At 33.6% G+C, this 15,465-nt stretch carries 22 protein-coding genes; 2 read left to right on the forward strand and 20 right to left on the reverse strand.

What is annotated here, in order from left to right:
• Positions 1-16: 16 nt before the first annotated feature.
• The 4 genes from ACFQ1Q_RS07570 to ACFQ1Q_RS07585 form a co-directional block, all read right to left on the reverse strand.
• Entirely contained in the window at positions 17-682 is a 666-nt protein-coding gene (locus ACFQ1Q_RS07570) for a peroxiredoxin (protein WP_386129560.1), read from the reverse strand.
• Positions 683-828: 146 nt separating this feature from the next.
• Entirely contained in the window at positions 829-1,284 is a 456-nt protein-coding gene (locus ACFQ1Q_RS07575) for a methyltransferase family protein (RefSeq protein ID WP_386129562.1), read from the reverse strand.
• A gap of 79 nt (positions 1,285-1,363) precedes the next feature.
• Positions 1,364-2,671 (reverse strand): NAD(P)/FAD-dependent oxidoreductase, encoded by a 1,308-nt coding sequence (locus ACFQ1Q_RS07580; protein ID WP_386129564.1) that lies wholly within the window; start codon positions 2,669-2,671, stop codon positions 1,364-1,366.
• A gap of 131 nt (positions 2,672-2,802) precedes the next feature.
• Positions 2,803-3,009, reverse strand: coding sequence for a YgaP family membrane protein (locus tag ACFQ1Q_RS07585; RefSeq protein ID WP_386129566.1), 207 nt, complete (start codon positions 3,007-3,009; stop codon positions 2,803-2,805).
• A 187-nt stretch (positions 3,010-3,196) separates the two neighbouring features.
• Between ACFQ1Q_RS07585 and ACFQ1Q_RS07590 the strand changes: the two genes are divergently transcribed.
• Together ACFQ1Q_RS07590 and ACFQ1Q_RS07595 are read left to right on the forward strand one after the other, a co-directional pair.
• Entirely contained in the window at positions 3,197-3,787 is a 591-nt protein-coding gene (locus ACFQ1Q_RS07590; protein WP_386129568.1) for a class I SAM-dependent methyltransferase, read from the forward strand.
• 65 nt (positions 3,788-3,852) lie between these two features.
• On the forward strand, positions 3,853-4,728 hold the full coding sequence (locus tag ACFQ1Q_RS07595; RefSeq protein ID WP_386129570.1) for a sterol desaturase family protein: 876 nt from the start codon (positions 3,853-3,855) through the stop codon (positions 4,726-4,728).
• On the opposite strand, the gene ACFQ1Q_RS07600 is transcribed toward ACFQ1Q_RS07595, so the two are convergent.
• The 16 genes from ACFQ1Q_RS07600 to ACFQ1Q_RS07675 all read right to left on the reverse strand — a co-directional run bounded on the left by ACFQ1Q_RS07600 (position 4,725) and on the right by ACFQ1Q_RS07675 (position 15,287).
• The gene (locus tag ACFQ1Q_RS07600) at positions 4,725-5,372 is read right to left on the reverse strand and encodes a Crp/Fnr family transcriptional regulator (protein ID WP_386129572.1); all 648 of its coding nucleotides are present in this window, start codon (positions 5,370-5,372) and stop codon (positions 4,725-4,727) included. The two genes, ACFQ1Q_RS07595 and ACFQ1Q_RS07600, sit on opposite strands and share 4 nt — an antisense overlap.
• A gap of 39 nt (positions 5,373-5,411) precedes the next feature.
• Positions 5,412-6,101: an aspartate/glutamate racemase family protein gene (locus ACFQ1Q_RS07605; protein ID WP_386129574.1), complete on the reverse strand. Its 690-nt coding sequence runs from the start codon at positions 6,099-6,101 to the stop codon at positions 5,412-5,414.
• Positions 6,098-6,706: an SAM-dependent methyltransferase gene (locus ACFQ1Q_RS07610; RefSeq protein WP_386129576.1), complete on the reverse strand. Its 609-nt coding sequence runs from the start codon at positions 6,704-6,706 to the stop codon at positions 6,098-6,100. Before ACFQ1Q_RS07610 ends, ACFQ1Q_RS07605 begins: the two co-directional genes overlap by 4 nt.
• Positions 6,696-7,556 (reverse strand): hypothetical protein, encoded by an 861-nt coding sequence (locus ACFQ1Q_RS07615; protein ID WP_386129578.1) that lies wholly within the window; start codon positions 7,554-7,556, stop codon positions 6,696-6,698. The genes ACFQ1Q_RS07610 and ACFQ1Q_RS07615 overlap by 11 nt, the downstream gene beginning before the upstream one ends.
• A gap of 7 nt (positions 7,557-7,563) precedes the next feature.
• A complete protein-coding gene (gene trxA, locus ACFQ1Q_RS07620; protein WP_386130198.1) occupies positions 7,564-7,866 on the reverse strand; it encodes a thioredoxin in 303 nt (100 codons plus the stop codon).
• Positions 7,867-7,870: 4 nt separating this feature from the next.
• Positions 7,871-8,401: a hypothetical protein gene (locus ACFQ1Q_RS07625; RefSeq protein ID WP_386129579.1), complete on the reverse strand. Its 531-nt coding sequence runs from the start codon at positions 8,399-8,401 to the stop codon at positions 7,871-7,873.
• A gap of 1 nt (position 8,402) precedes the next feature.
• Complete coding sequence (locus tag ACFQ1Q_RS07630; protein ID WP_386129581.1) at positions 8,403-9,125, reverse strand: DUF2490 domain-containing protein; 723 nt, start codon at positions 9,123-9,125, stop codon at positions 8,403-8,405.
• 1 nt (position 9,126) lies between these two features.
• The gene (locus tag ACFQ1Q_RS07635; protein WP_386129583.1) at positions 9,127-9,966 is read right to left on the reverse strand and encodes a Tll0287-like domain-containing protein; all 840 of its coding nucleotides are present in this window, start codon (positions 9,964-9,966) and stop codon (positions 9,127-9,129) included.
• A 227-nt stretch (positions 9,967-10,193) separates the two neighbouring features.
• Positions 10,194-10,460, reverse strand: coding sequence for a hypothetical protein (locus ACFQ1Q_RS07640; protein ID WP_386129585.1), 267 nt, complete (start codon positions 10,458-10,460; stop codon positions 10,194-10,196).
• Positions 10,461-10,503: 43 nt separating this feature from the next.
• On the reverse strand, positions 10,504-10,764 hold the full coding sequence (locus ACFQ1Q_RS07645) for a DUF202 domain-containing protein (RefSeq protein ID WP_386129587.1): 261 nt from the start codon (positions 10,762-10,764) through the stop codon (positions 10,504-10,506).
• Positions 10,764-11,030 carry a heavy-metal-associated domain-containing protein gene (locus ACFQ1Q_RS07650; RefSeq protein ID WP_386129589.1) on the reverse strand — a complete coding sequence of 89 codons (267 nt, stop codon included), beginning with the start codon at positions 11,028-11,030 and terminating at the stop codon, positions 10,764-10,766. The genes ACFQ1Q_RS07645 and ACFQ1Q_RS07650 overlap by 1 nt, the downstream gene beginning before the upstream one ends.
• Positions 11,031-11,152: 122 nt before the next feature.
• Positions 11,153-11,452 carry a rhodanese-like domain-containing protein gene (locus ACFQ1Q_RS07655; protein WP_386129591.1) on the reverse strand — a complete coding sequence of 100 codons (300 nt, stop codon included), beginning with the start codon at positions 11,450-11,452 and terminating at the stop codon, positions 11,153-11,155.
• Positions 11,453-11,470: 18 nt separating this feature from the next.
• Positions 11,471-11,836 carry a rhodanese-like domain-containing protein gene (locus ACFQ1Q_RS07660; RefSeq protein ID WP_386129593.1) on the reverse strand — a complete coding sequence of 122 codons (366 nt, stop codon included), beginning with the start codon at positions 11,834-11,836 and terminating at the stop codon, positions 11,471-11,473.
• A 161-nt stretch (positions 11,837-11,997) separates the two neighbouring features.
• Positions 11,998-12,315 (reverse strand): rhodanese-like domain-containing protein, encoded by a 318-nt coding sequence (locus ACFQ1Q_RS07665; protein WP_386130201.1) that lies wholly within the window; start codon positions 12,313-12,315, stop codon positions 11,998-12,000.
• A 10-nt stretch (positions 12,316-12,325) separates the two neighbouring features.
• The gene (locus ACFQ1Q_RS07670) at positions 12,326-13,732 is read right to left on the reverse strand and encodes an MBL fold metallo-hydrolase (RefSeq protein WP_386129595.1); all 1,407 of its coding nucleotides are present in this window, start codon (positions 13,730-13,732) and stop codon (positions 12,326-12,328) included.
• Between the two features lie 142 nt (positions 13,733-13,874).
• Entirely contained in the window at positions 13,875-15,287 is a 1,413-nt protein-coding gene (locus ACFQ1Q_RS07675; protein ID WP_386129597.1) for an MBL fold metallo-hydrolase, read from the reverse strand.
• Between the last annotated feature and the right edge of the window lie 178 nt (positions 15,288-15,465).

Raw genomic sequence — 15,465 nt, forward strand, 5'->3', positions numbered from 1 at the left:
AGCCCTTAGTTCTATTTTAGATATCTTTTTTTGCCAGATACCAAGTGATTTTTTCTACAGAATCATCTGCCAGCCTTTCGTTTAAAGCATCCAGTGATTTTGGCGGTGGGCAAATTGCTTTATCTCCACGTTTCCAATCTAGTGGCATCGCTACCTTGTGTTCGTCAGATACTTGTAAAGCATCTAGTGCTCTTAAGATTTCATCCATATTACGTCCTACATTAAGTGGGTAATACATAATTAAACGTATTTTTTTAGATGGATCGATAAAGAATACCGCTCTTACTGCAGCTGTTTCACTTTCGTTAGGTTGCAGCATTCCATATAGCTTTGATACTTTCATATCGATGTCTGCTATGATAGGAAAGTCAAAATAAACACCTGTGTTTTCTCTTACGTTTTGTACCCAACCTAAATGCGCGTGAATACTATCTATACTTAGTCCTAAAAGCTCTGTATTAAGGGCATCAAACTCTCCTTTTCGTTGGGCGAATCCACTCATTTCAGTAGTACAAACTGGAGTGAAATCTGCTGGGTGAGAAAACATTACTATCCATTTGTCTTTAGCAAAATCAGACATTTTGATGTTTCCTTTTGTTGTTACCGCTTCAAAATCTGGAGCTGTGTCTCCTATTCTTGGCATTGAAATAATCTGTTCCTGTAATAAATTTTCGTTATTCATAGTATAGCTTTTAATTATTGTTATTGTTCTACACTATAAATATACGCTATGATTAAAACGTTTACTGTAACCTGTGTTACACACGACTATAATTAACTTTTTTTAACATATTGAAATTGCCCTAAAAAAGAGCTTGATAATAACGTTTAAAGGGCTTTAGGGAAAAACCTACCTGTTTTTTTCATATACTCTGGATACTCAGAAAAAACTAAAGAAAGTTTTTTTTCTTCATATTTAGATTTATGGAAAAACAAAACGAGTAAAGTCATTGTGATAAGAATCTTGTATACTGATCCTGAATATAATCCATAGCCTAATAATGTACTTAGAATACCAGTGTAAATAGGATGTCTTATATATTTATAAAGTCCTGTCTCAATAAGCTTGCCTCCTGAAATGGGAGTAGGAAATGGCGATAAATTCTTATTGAGTTGAATTATACTCACTAAACCCATTAAAGCTCCTAATGCGAGTAATATAATACCAATTATATTAAAGACGGTTCCACTAGTAAAAGTTATTATGGTTACAGGAATTATATAAACAGCAAATAGTATAAACTGAATACCTACATACATATAATCCTTGCTTGTCTTTTTCATAATATCAATGTGCAAATTATACAGAAAAAGGCGAATCTTATATCAAAGATTCGCCTTTAAACTTTAACTTGATAAGATTTTAGACGTTTTGTCCCTTCATCATCTTATTCCAATATAAATAGGGAAGCATATATTTTTTAAGCATCCATAATCTCCAATGTTCTTTAGAGCTATCTTTTATTAAAAGTTGTTTCAATTTTGGGTCTGGTGTAAATTTTCCTTCATAATCAAATTCAGCTAGCACCATTTTACCATAATCAGTCACAAGTGGGCAAGAAGAGTAACCGTTGTAGGACATTGAGCCGATCTTATTTTGGCTTATTAATAATGCTAAGTTATCTACGACGATAGGCACTTGCTTTCGTATAGCAGCTCCTGTCTTTGCAGTAGGTAAGGCAGCAACATCTCCTAGGCCAAATATGTTTGAGTATTTATTATGTTGCATTGTATGGTGATCTACATCTAGCCATCCAGCATCATTTACAAGATTAGATTCTTTTACAAATTTAGGAGCAACCGATGGAGGGGCAGTATGTAACATATCGTAATGTATCCCATATCGACCATCTTTTACAGTCACTTTAACATCCTTATAATTGTATTGAAATTTCTCATCAAGATGCTTATTGTCGTCATCTCCAGACATAACTACACAACCGCCTGCTTCAATGTCTTTGGTAAGTTCGTACCAAGCAATTTTATTATCGCCGTCAACTTCTACTAATTTATGATTAAACCGTAAATTGATATCTTTTCGATCCACCACTTCCATTAATGTCTTAGCAATCTCTTTAGTTCCAAAAATCACAGTTCCTGCTGTGGCAAAAATCACATCGGTTTTTGATTTTGTGTTGCTCTTAGCCCAGTGACTCTCGGCTAAGTACATTATTTTTTGTGGAGCACCACCACATTTAATAGGTGTTGCGGGTTGTGTAAAAAGAGCTGTACCGCCCTTAAAGTTTTTTATAACGTCCCAGGTATGCTTTGGATCTGTGTAATTACTACAAACTACTCCTTTGTCCATAGCTTCTCCTAGTCCAGAAACTAAACTAAAATCATAAGCAAGACCAGGTGCAACTACAAGATAGTCGTAAGTGATATCTCCACTTTTTTCAGTATGTACGGTATTATTATCTGCATCAAAGCCTTTTGCTTTGTCCTTTATCCATTTTGCACCTTTAGGAATTATAGACGACATAGGTCTACCAGTCTTATCATAATCATAAGTACCTGCACCCACTAGTGTCCAAGCTGGCTGATAATAATGCGTGTCTGCTGGTTCTATTATAGCTATGCTATTAGACTTCTTTTGATTTAGAAGTTGACCAGCTGTCATTATTCCAGCAGTTCCACCTCCTATAATTAAAACTTGATAATGTGTTGCCATTTTCTTAGTAGATTTATTAATTCAATAAAAATAAAGGAATAAAACTGTGATTAATGTAACCTGAGTTACATAAGAGCAAAAAAAAGGATAGCTATGTATTAACTATCCTTTTACTAGCAATGTCACTGCTATTACTTTTTAATTTTACAGGTATTAAGTCCCACTATAGAATAGAGAGGACAAAAGCTAATAAGGCTTGTAAGCACAAAAACACCAGCAACAGCAAATAATACATATGCAAGTGTACCTTCAATAACACCCTGCCAATATAATAAACCAATTACCGCTGCTACAATAAATCTAATAATGCGGTCTGCACCGCCCATATTTTTTTTCATCTTATTAAGTATTTAAAGTTAATTATTTGATAAGAAAGTAAAGGCCTGTAAAAAATCCTGCGCACAGAATGCAAACAAACAGAAGCTTTAGTCCTTTTTTCATTATTTTCTTTTAAAGTTGCTTCAAAAGTAGGATATTAAAAAACTAATTCTTGTGACGGATGTTACAAGGCTATTAATAAAAGAAATGAATTATTCTCAAACTGAAGCAATACTGGGAAAAGTAGATATATACTTAATAGACCAAATCTTAAAAAACAGATATGCACCTAATGATTCCATTCTTGACGCTGGTTGTGGAGAAGGAAGAAATTTAAGATGGTTCTATGTAAATAACTATAAGATTTCTGGTGTTGATACAGACATAGAGCGTCTTGAAAATGCTAAGTTGATGTACCCAAAATCTGCCAACAACTTTCAAGTAGGAAATCTGGATGCTTTACCTTACGACGAAAATGAATTTGACCATATTATATGTAGTGCCGTATTACATTTCGCGGAAAGCGAAAAACATTTTTTTATGATGTTTTCAGAACTGCTGAGAGTATTAAAGCCTCAAGGAACTTTATTAATCAGGATGGGTTCAGACATTGGTCTTGATGGTAATGTGCCTTATTTAAAAGAGAGCCAAACGAATAGAGCAGGAACTTTTTTTATAACAAGAGTGCATATTGAAAACATTAGAGAGAATTACAATATAGAATTAATTGAACTTGTAAAAACTACTAATGTTGAAGATAAAAGGGCTATGACAACACTAGTAATGCGTAAGTTGTAACTAATGTTACAGATTTAAGGTGTATTAACATTTAACTTTGTCAATAAACTTATTAAGCTAAAAAAATGTACAAATATCTGGACGCATTTATCAATGCTTTCAACGGAACTGTAGATTGGACTTGGAAATCAATAATTTTTGAAGTGCCTTGGTATACAAATTACTTTTGGGGATTGATTGTTATCTCACTTTTTGTATGGGTTTTGGAAATGGTTTTTCCTTGGAGAAAGGAACAATCTATTTTTAGAAAAGATTTTTGGATGGATGGTTTTTATATGTTCTTTAATTTCTTCATCTTTTCCATTGCCATAAGTGGTTTTTACAAATTACTACAAGTTGGCTTTGCTGACTTAGGCATTACAGATAAAAGTTTAGCACTTATAGATCCTTCTAGCTGGCCAATGTGGTTACAACTAGTAGTGTTTTTTATTATCCTCGATTTTGTACAATGGTTTACACATACACTTTTACATAAATATCCCTTTTTATGGAAATACCACAAGGTACATCATAGTGTTAAGGAAATGGGATTTGCTGCTCATTTAAGATACCATTGGATGGAAAACATCTTGTATAAACCATTAAAGACTTTTGGTGTATTGATACTCTTTGGCTTTGAGCCAGAACAAGCTTACATTGTTCATTTTATAGCAATTACGATAGGTCACTTTAATCATTCAAATATCAAGATTACTTGGGGACCACTTAAATACATTATTAACAATCCTGTAATGCACTTATACCATCACGCATATGATTTACCAGAAGGTAAATACGGAGTAAACTTTGGTATAAGCCTGAGCTTATGGGACTACATTTTTAAAACGAATTATGTTCCTGAAGACAGCGGAACGATAGAATTAGGCTTCCCTGGAGATGATAAATTTCCTAAGGATTTTATACATCAAAACACGTACGGATTTAAAAAAGGACAAAATTAATTAGAGAGAAGTGTAACACTACCTTGAGCTAATTTAATATATCCTTCTATTTCTAGTTTTTTAAGTAACCTAGAGATTACTTCCCTAGAAGATCCTAGATCATCAGCAATATGTTGATGAGTAGTTTGTAGTGTATTCGTGTTTTTTAGTTTGGCTTCCTTCTTTAAATATTCAAGCAGTCGTATATCTTTATTTGAAAAGGTCAGAATTTCAATAACATTAAGCAATTCATCAAATTTGAGATTGAACAAGTCATAGATAAACTCGTTCCACCTGGGATACTTCTTTGCAATTTGTAATGCTTTATCGGCAGGTATGACAACTATTGTAGAATCTTCTTCAATTACTGCTTTTACGTGACTTGTTTGCTGTCTTATAAGAGTGGTTACAGACATTACGCAGCTCTCTCCAGGTTTAATATAGTATAATAGGACTTCGCTACCATTAACAGGTTCTTCCTTAAAGACTTTGGCTAATCCAGAGATTAGCAAAGGGATTACTTTAATATATTCGCCTTGCTTTAAGATAACAGTACCAGCCTTAATTTCAACTAGATTACTTATTGAAAGTAATTCTTTTTTTAATTCTGGCATTTCTGCAAGCTTCGGAAAGTATGTATTTAAAGCGTTTTCTATCAAGTTCATTTTTATTATACCGCAATATCTCAATTTTAAATTAAAGCACTAATTAATTTTAGAAAGAATAAAATCTACAGCCATTTGAGCGTGTAAGTCTGTAGTGGCTAATAATGGAATAGTTACTTCATCCTGCTTTATTAATAATGGTAGTTCTGTACAACCTAGAATTATTCCTTCTGCACCGCTTTTTACTAATAAATTTATTTGAGTAAGAAAAAATTGTTTTGCTTTATCTGTAAAAAGACCTTGAGTGAGTTCTTTAGATACATATTGATGAGCTTGACCTAAACAATGTACTTCTGGTATAATAGTTTCTATTTCATAATTAGATTCTAAAACTTCAGGTATAAAATTACCTGTCATTGTAGGTTTATTGCCTAAAAGTCCAAGTTTGTTTAAACCTAGCTTTCTTGCTTGCTTTCCTGTAGCATCTGCAATATGTAATATGGGAATATTGATTTTAGGTTGTACGTACTTATAGGTCATATGAGGTGTATTTGCACATATGATAATAGCTTCGGCACCAGCTTGTTCTAATTTTTGAGCAACATCTAAATACTTAGCATTAATTTTTTCTTTGTTTTGCTCGCGCATCAACTCTATATTGATGCTATGTATAATTAGTGGTGGATTTCCTTGCGTCCCAATTTCCTTTCCAGTGAGTTCATTAATCAATTTATAATATTCAATAGTAGAGTGCCAAGAGGTGCCACCTATAAGACCAAGTGTTTTCATCGTTTTATTTTTTTTTGAAGTTTCATAAATAGCTCTTTTCCTTTTCTTTCAGATTCAGAATTATAACAGAGCTCCATTATTTCAATGTTGAAATAAGGTTCAAAGTATTTTTCATATTCATTTTTATTACCGCCAAATGGAGGATGCTCTTGATACAAGGGTACATTAAAAAGGAGTCCTACTAGCTTTCCATTATCAGTCAGTAATTCTGATATCTTTTCTGCATAATTGTTGCGTAGACTAGGATTAATAGCACAAAAGAAAGTTTGTTCTAGTATCAAGTCAAACTTCATATTTATGTCAAAAAAATCCTTTTGGAGTAATTGAGATGAAGGGAAGTCCGGTACTCGGTTCTTTAAATTCATCAAAGCGGTCTTAGACAAATCAACTACAAAAGTATTTTTAAATCCTCGCTTGATTAAGTATTCTGCCTCATAAGAATTACCACCACCTGGAATTAAAATCTTCAGGTCTTTATCACTTAATTGCTCAATGTAGTATTCTAGTGGTCTGGAGGCTTTTCCTAAGTCCCAACCAGTGCTGTTATCCTGATATCGGCTTTCCCAATATCTTGAGTCTAATATAATTTTAGGTTTATTTTTCATAAGCATTACTATTTTCAGTTTTTAGAAAGTAGTTATAAGTGAGTGTTAATAGTAGAACAAAGACAGCACCACCTATTCCTACAGCAATACTTTCCATTGTGTCTAAACTAAATGAAATACGAATAAATATGGTAGCAAGGACGAATGAAGAATATCTGAATATAACATTATATGCAGTAGAATAACGTAATGCTATAAGAACAATTAATATGTCGCAAAAGATAAGTATGGTGTAAAATGACTCAAACGATTGGTTATAGGTTCCTGTTTGTATAAGGTGTATAGTATCATTAATTCCAATAATAAAAAAGCCTACTAAAAGTGCTAATGCCAGAAGTTTCTTAACAGCTATAAATGATAATAATTCTGTTTTATTACTCGTTATTTTTGCGTGTTTTTGTAAAGAATAGGTAAGACTTGTTAAGCCAAAAATGATTAGCCCACCTGCTCCATAGGCAAACATATTCATTACAGATTCTGAGTTAAATGACCAGTCAGATAAGTTTTCAATATGACTAAACTCTTTGAATCCCGATCTTAAAAAAATTAAAGATAACACCTCATATTGCTTGCTATTTGATCTTGCAACAGAGCGCGGTAGTGAAAATATTAAGCTAAACAACTCAAATATTAAAAGCAATGTAAATGAAATCTCTATAGCAAAAAATGGGTGCGTAAAAAAATCATTAAAAGGTGCTAACCATCCTGCTTTAATGGCGCCGTAGTAACAGATTCCTATAATAAAACTCGTAACAAGGATATTACTTACCCAACGCTCTGCCCAAGACGAGATCCATATAGATTTTACCTTATCGTAAAGTTTTACTGCTATTTTTAGAATCTTTTTCAATCGTAACTTAGTTCTGGTGTCTTATTATTTTTTCAATAAGTTCGTTCTTTTCTATTAAACCAAATTCCTTCCATTTAATTAGCCCATCTTGAAATAGTATTAAAGTAGGTACGCTTCGCACATTATACTCTGAGGCTAAAGCTTGGTTTTTATCTACGTCTATCTTTAAAATGGTTATTCTATCTCCAAGACACTCTTTTACTTCTTTTAACACTGGGGACATCATTTTACAAGGTCCGCACCATTCTGCAATAAAATCTACCAGTACTGGCTTGTCTTGCTTAATTATTTCTGAAAATTTTTTACTCATCATATTACAATTTTAAACCAACTCCTAAACCAATATTCCAACTGTTATAACCATCAAATCGCTGGTCTAAAAACAAAGTAGGAAGTAGATAAAAGGAATCAGTTATATCTTTTTCGTACTCAATTCCTAACCGCATAAGGTAAAAGGATTCTTCTTTTTCTAATTCTACACCAGGTCCTACAGTGACTACAAAACCACCACCAAATTGATACAATGCATCTATTGTAAGAACGAGAGGATTTACCCTTTCAATTTCTTCATTATCAGAATTTCGTATGATAAACGTTTCAATTTCAACATCATTATGTAATCCAAGTCCCCATTTGTGGTTAAACCAATACTCAACATCTACACCCCAAGAAGGCACAAATACATTATCAACACCTTCTGTATTAATAAGTGTGTGACCTATAATTCCTGCTATTCTAAATCCGCGACCATCATCGTGTTTTTCAATATGACCCTTATGCTCTTGTGCGTTTATTTGAAACGCCGTAGCGAAGATTAGAATTAATGTAATTTTAATTTTACTCATTTTATATTTTGTAAGTTAATGTAGTTTCCCACACTTGATTATTAATAAATAGATCACCTCTTTTTGCATAGATGTCGTGATAGCCAGTACGAATTTTTATATGCTCGCTTGCGCGAAAACTAAAACCTAAAAACATCCAATTCTGATCTAGTTTCTCTGGTCTAAGACCATTGCCAAAGTCTAAGTGCGCTTCGTCATACACCACTAATCTTAAAGCCCGATTAGATGTAAATGTTTTTAAGGGTACGGTTATCTGAAATTTATATCTAAAACGATTTCTATACTTTATCCCATCTATGGTATAGGAATTAGTTTCAGTTTCAATAACATTTTGTTGAAAGCGCTCTTCAAATCGTAATCTATGATCAAAAGAAAACGTAGAAAATTTGTGCTTTATAGTAAGCTGTTGAAAAATGTTATGCTCTATGGCATCTATGGGCGAGCTATAATCTGAGTAATTATAGTTTTTTATATAGCTATAACCCATTGCTATATCTAAATCATTCTCAAATGTATAGTGCACAAATGGCCTAATAATAAACTGCTCCCAATCTCTTAAAAAATTAGTGCGTCTAAAGTTAAACTCGGTATTTACAGACCACTTATCATTCAGTTTTTTATTAATATCAATAGTATTCCAGCTACTGTAATGAGTTTCTCTGTCTTGCGCAGTGACATTTAAAAGAGGTATTGCTATTAACAAAGCAATAATTAATTGTTTCATTTTATTGCTTATAAGTGATACTCCAGATACCACGCACTTCATTAACATCATAACCTATTGCTTTATCTTCAGGATAAAGATTTGTGAGCGCTGTAAGCACTTTAGGCTCAATATCTTTTTCAGGACTACCGTGACATTGTAAACACATTGAGTTTGTAGTTATTGGGGCATAAAATTTTACCGTACCATTTTCAATCTCCGTTACAGGTTGGTATTTCTCATTGCTTGCTATTGCTTTTTTAAATCGCTCAATAATACCCAGCTCTTTAGCGTTTGCTTGATTTTCTGGGTTACGTGGTTTATCAGACACACGTCTTATAGTTGCATTTTGTGCTACCGCCATACTATCTGTAATAGGATAGGCTTGTTTATTACAAAATGTAACTGCCTCAAGAGTTCCTTTTTTTTGAATAGTGCCCATTAGGTTTTTACCTAGTTCTTTTTTAGTATTCAAAGCATATTCTTGACCTCGATCTGCTGGTGTGTTCGCTTTAACGCTTTGCTCTCCCTCTGGTTGTGAATCTCGCAAACTCGATTTCGCGGAAGCAGAACTATCATCTTTCTTACCACTATTTCTATACTTCATTTTACCATTACTCTCTTCTTCAATATGCTCCTTAAACCACTCTGGCTCATCAATTTCAAAATCATACATATAATCTGAAATTAGCTTAATGTCTTCCTCTGAAAATGGTTGGTAAGGCATTACTCCAAAACGTTTAACAGCACCTCTCATCTTTGTTTTGTCCTTCGAAGGTTGTTTTACAAAGCTCCATACGGCATTGGTAAACTCTTCTTTAGATGTATCGTCACTTAGATAGTGTGATTTAATCGCAACCATAGGTGGTGCAATTCTACTATCGTGATCGGTGGATGGATTATGACAGACGTAACACTTACTTTCCATTAGCTTTTTTCCAGGATGATTACTTGCTGTATAGGTTGAAGTTTTTACATCAACATCAGTTTGAATGGAATAATTGGCCTTCTTAGAATCATTACAACTAACTAGTAATAACAAGAAGAAGGCAATAGGTAAAATGCTTATATGATTTTTCATTAATAAATTTATTGTGAGATTAGAATTTGGCAAGTTGTAATGGATTGAATATTATACTGTGAATCTGGAGCAATGGACAATGTATTTCCTAGAATAAGATTATGCTGTTGTGAATCTAAAGTAACTTTTGCTGAACCTTTTATCATAACTAGTTTCTCTTTCCTTGTAAAAGTTTTTTTCTTTAAAAATTGTCCTTTTACCATTGTTACTAATAGAATTTTGTCTGTCGCACTACTAAAGACCACTTGAATAGTTATCTCATCTGTATGTTTCATAGCACAAACAAGAATTTTGCGAGGTACTGTTTATAGTTATAAGTTAAGAGCTGTAGTGTTTTGTAATACTTCTCTTGACATATAAAAACCTGATTAAACCAATTAAGAATAGAATAGGAGCTATGATTATAAGCATAATGCCTATCCATCTTATTTCAACCAACATATCTAGTTTGATTATAGCAAAACCTGAACTTAAGAAAACAATGAATGTTCTGAAATAGGCCAGAAAAGTCCTTTCATTAGCAAGCTTGGTTCTGTCTATAGCAAGTTTGTCTGTCAGCGAGAGAATTAGACTCTCCATTATTTCATTTTTCCTGTAGCACAGCTTACAAAAGACTTTGCTTTAGAAAGCACTCCATTTGCATCTTCAATAGAAGGATACCCTAGTGTTTTTAGTTTTTCCTTTACCGTTAACGCAACTTCAGAATTTGAAGCAACAAATGAAACCGTAGATGATTCTGTATTGACCGCTACATTTGTTACATTCTCCAGTTGAGATAATTTTGTAGTAATTGTATTTGCACAACCACCACATTTTAAGTTTTGCACTATTATAGATGTTCTCATATCTTTCAATTTATATGAGCAAGTTATTGTGAAAGCCTAACGTGTGCAGTAACCTAGGTTACACAAGCCAAAAAAAAGGAGCCAAATTAATGGCTCCTTTTTTCATTACTTACTCTAGCTTCCTAAACTTTATAATTTACTAGACCACCGTCTAGATTCATAGTTTCATTAAAACCAGCTTCTTCCATTAATCGACAAGCCAATTCACCTTTAATGCCTGTTTTGCTGTAAATATAATAGTGCTTTGTTTTATCAAGATGATGTAGATAATGACTGAATTCTATCTCATCTAATAATGGAGCTTCTATTGCTCCAAACCTTAAATTGCCTTCATTTTCTTCCTGAGACCTAACATATAATACGACTGCATTAGGATCTTGTTTTAAAAAGCTATGCCATATAAAACCACTTGCTATTGTCATAATTTATTATTTTCAAGATTAGTTCCAGTTCATATAACCGCCCTTTAAGTCAAAGATTTTTTTAAATCCTAGGCTATCCAATTTTCGAGCAGCTTTTTGACTTCTATTACCGGAACGACAATACAGATATATAGGTTCTTCTTTGTTGAGCTTGTTAAATTCTTTTATAAAATTTGATTGGTTAAAGAAGTCAATGTTTTTTGCGTTTTTAATGTGACCAGCATTAAATTCGTTGGGTGTTCTAACATCAACTAGTTGAACTTTTTTTGAATTGATAGCCATTTTAAATGACGGTTTGTCAAGAATCGTAATAGTATCGTTTTGTTGTGTGTTGGATCCAAATAGAAAAGAGAAAAATGACATAATTATTAATATGGATTTCATTAATTTTTCTATCAAAGTTAACGCCAAATCCTAAGTCTATACGTAACTCAGGTTACAAATAGATAATTAAAAGTAAAAAAAGAGGCAGTCATAACGACTACCTCTTTCTTCTACTAACCAACCAATAAGACCATAGTAATTATGCTATGGAATAAATATTATTATGCAGGAATCACTGTTTTTCCAGTCCAAGCAAGCATACCACCAGTAAGATTAAAAGTATTATTAATACCTAATCCATCTAATAATTGACAAGCTTGACCACTTCGATTTCCGCTTCTACAATAGACGTAGTAATTTTTACTTTTATCTAATTTTTCAATTTCTGATTTGAAAGTAGGTGCATCTAAGAAATCAATCATAATTGCTTTATCAATAATTCCTTCTGCACACTCTCTTGGAGTGCGAACATCTAGAATAACAGCGTTAGAATCATTAGCAATAAGTTCTTGCCATTCTCTTTGATTTACATTTTTCATACGGTAATTTTTAAAGAGTTGAAGGACAAACAAATTCTGAAACAGGTACGCCTGCTTCCTGAATAGCTTTAAAGCCACCTTGTACGTCTATTAGATTATGAATTCCACGACTCTTTAAAATAGAAGACGCAATCATACTTCTATAGCCTCCTGCACAATGCACAAAGAATGGTTCTTCTGGAAACTCAGCTAAGTGATCATTTAAGAAGTCTAATGGTGTATTATTTGCATCTAAAACGTGCTCAGATAAATATTCACTCTCTTTACGAACATCGAATACAGCTTGATTTCCTTCTTCTAATTCTTTTTTAAATGTTTCGGCAGTTATAGAACTTACAACATCGTATTCCATAGCTGCTTTTTTCCAAGCTTCAAAACCACCTTTTAAATATCCTAGAGTGTTATCAAAACCAACTCTTGAAAGTCTAGTTATAGTTTCTTCTTCCCGTCCTGGTTCTGTAACTAATAGTAAAGGTTGCTTAACATCTGCAATTAAAGCACCCACCCAAGGAGCAAAGCTACCATCTAAACCTATAAATATAGATCTTGGGATATGTCCCTTAGCAAAATCATCTTGATGACGTACATCAAGAATTACTGCACCAGTTTCATTTGCTGCTGCTTCGAATGCTTCTGGAGATAACTCTTGAGTCCCTCTTTTTAGAATTTCATCTATATCGTCGTATCCTTCTTTGTTAAGTTTTACGTTTGCAGGAAAATATTGTGGTGGCGGTAATAAACCATCAATCACCTCTGCAATGAATTCTTCTTTCGTCATATCTGCACGTAGAGCATAGTTCATCTGCTTTTGATTTCCTAAAGTGTCCACAGTCTCTTTCATCATATTCTTTCCGCAAGCAGAACCCGCTCCGTGTGCCGGATATACGATGACATCATCAGCTAAAGGCATTATTTTTTCGCGTAAGCTATCATATAAGAATCCAGCTAAGTCTTTTTCTGTTAAGACACCCATTTTCTGAGCTAAATCTGGTCTTCCTACGTCTCCAAGGAATAAAGTATCTCCGCTAAAAATGGCGTGGTCTTTTCCGTCTTTATCTCTTAATAAATAAGTAGTACTTTCCATTGTATGACCAGGTGTATGTAGAGCAACAATAGTTACATCACCTAACTTAAATTCTTGACCATCTTTTGCAATTACAGCGTCAAACGAAGGATTTGCATTAGGACCAAAAACTATAGGCGCTCCAGTCTCTTTTGCTAAGGTTACGTGACCACTTACGAAATCTGCGTGGAAGTGCGTTTCAAAAATATATTTGATTTTTGCGTCGTCGAGTTTGGCTCTATTTAAATAGGGTTTCACCTCTCTCAACGGATCAATAATGGCAACTTCACCATTACTCTCGATGTAATAGGCACCTTGTGCAAGGCAACCCGTATAGATTTGTTCAACGTTCATCTTGTTTATTTTAAATTTTATGATGTAAAACTAATTAGAGTTTAGAATGATTACAGTAACCTAAGTTACATATAGTTAAATTTACCAAAAAAAACTCCTGTCTTTATTTAGAAAGCAGGAGTTTAGAAAAGTAAAGTGTTTGTTATAGTAGTGTCGTAGGGCAAACATATTCTGATTTAGGAACTGTGGTTTCAGCAATTTCTTTAAAACCTCCTATAACATCTACAAAATTGTCCCAACCTCGTTGTTTAAGAATGGAAGCAGCAATCATACTTCTATAGCCTCCTGCACAATGAAGAATAAAAGGTTTGTCTTTAGGGAATTGTGCCAAATGCTGATTGATTTCGTTTAAGGGTACGTTTGTAGCATCAATGACGTGTTCTGATTGAAACTCACTGTTTTTGCGTACATCAATTACCAAAGGTTTGTCTTTCTTATATTCACTTTCAAATTGCGATGGCGTTATACGATTTACAGTTTCAATATCCTTTCCACTGTTTTGCCAAGATGCAAATCCATCTTTTAAGTATCCTACAGTGTAATCATAACCCACTCGGGATAGCCTAGTAATTGCCTCTTCTTCTTTACCTACTTCAGTAATTAAAAGAATTTGTTGTTTTACATCTGGAATCATCTCACCAACCCATTGTGCAAAATTACCGTCAAGCCCAATGTTAACACTATTGGGAATAAATCCTTTGGCAAAATCATCAGCATCGCGAGTATCGAGCATTAGTGCTCCTGTTTCGTTTGCAATTACTTCAAACTCATCTGGGCTCAAGGCTTTTGTAGCTCTATCCATAATGGTATCCAGACTTTCGTAACCCTTGATATTCATCAACACATTTTGTGGAAAGTATCCTGGAGGTGCCGTGAGTCCGGTTAAGAGCGCTTTGATAAACTCTTCTTTGGACATATCTTGAAGCGCATAATTATATTTTTTTTGATTTCCTAGGGTGTCTGTCGTTTCCTTACTCATCATTTTTCCACAAGCGGAACCTGCACCGTGGTTAGGATATACGATTAAATCATCGCTTAAAGGCATTATCTTGTTTCTAAGGGAATCGTAAAGATGACCTGCAAGTTTTTCTTCAGTTAGGTCAGAAACTACGTGCTGCGCTAAGTCAGGCCGTCCAACATCTCCAATAAATAAGGTGTCTCCTGTAATGATTCCGTGTTCCTTACCGTCCTCATCAATAAGAAGATAGGTCGTACTTTCCATTGTATGACCTGGTGTATGGATTACTTTTACTTTGTATTCACCTACTTCAAATACTTGTCCATCCTTAGCAGTTGTAGCTTCATAGGCTGGTTTTGCTCCTGGACCAAATACAATTTCTGCTCCTGCTTTTTTACGTAAGTCTAAATGACCACTAACAAAGTCTGCGTGAAAATGTGTTTCAAATACATACTTAATTTCAGCATTGTCTATTTGAGCACGGTCAATGTATGGTTGTACTTCTCTCAATGGATCAAATACGGCAGCTACACCATTGCTTTCAATATAATAAGCTGCGTGAGCTATACATCCTGTATAAATTTGTTCTACTTTCATTTGATTAGATTTAATTGTTAAACAGTATAAAAGTAAATGGTAACTCAAATTATTCCAGTTACTTAGGTTACACAAGAGAAGTTTTTTAATAGAAGATGACAATTGTCATAAATATGAATATTTTCAAAAAAAAATGACCCTCAGATAGAAGGTCATTTTTTAATATTAATTAAGGTAA

This window comes from Winogradskyella litorisediminis (assembly GCF_042675765.1).
Lineage (GTDB): Bacteria > Bacteroidota > Bacteroidia > Flavobacteriales > Flavobacteriaceae > Winogradskyella > Winogradskyella litorisediminis.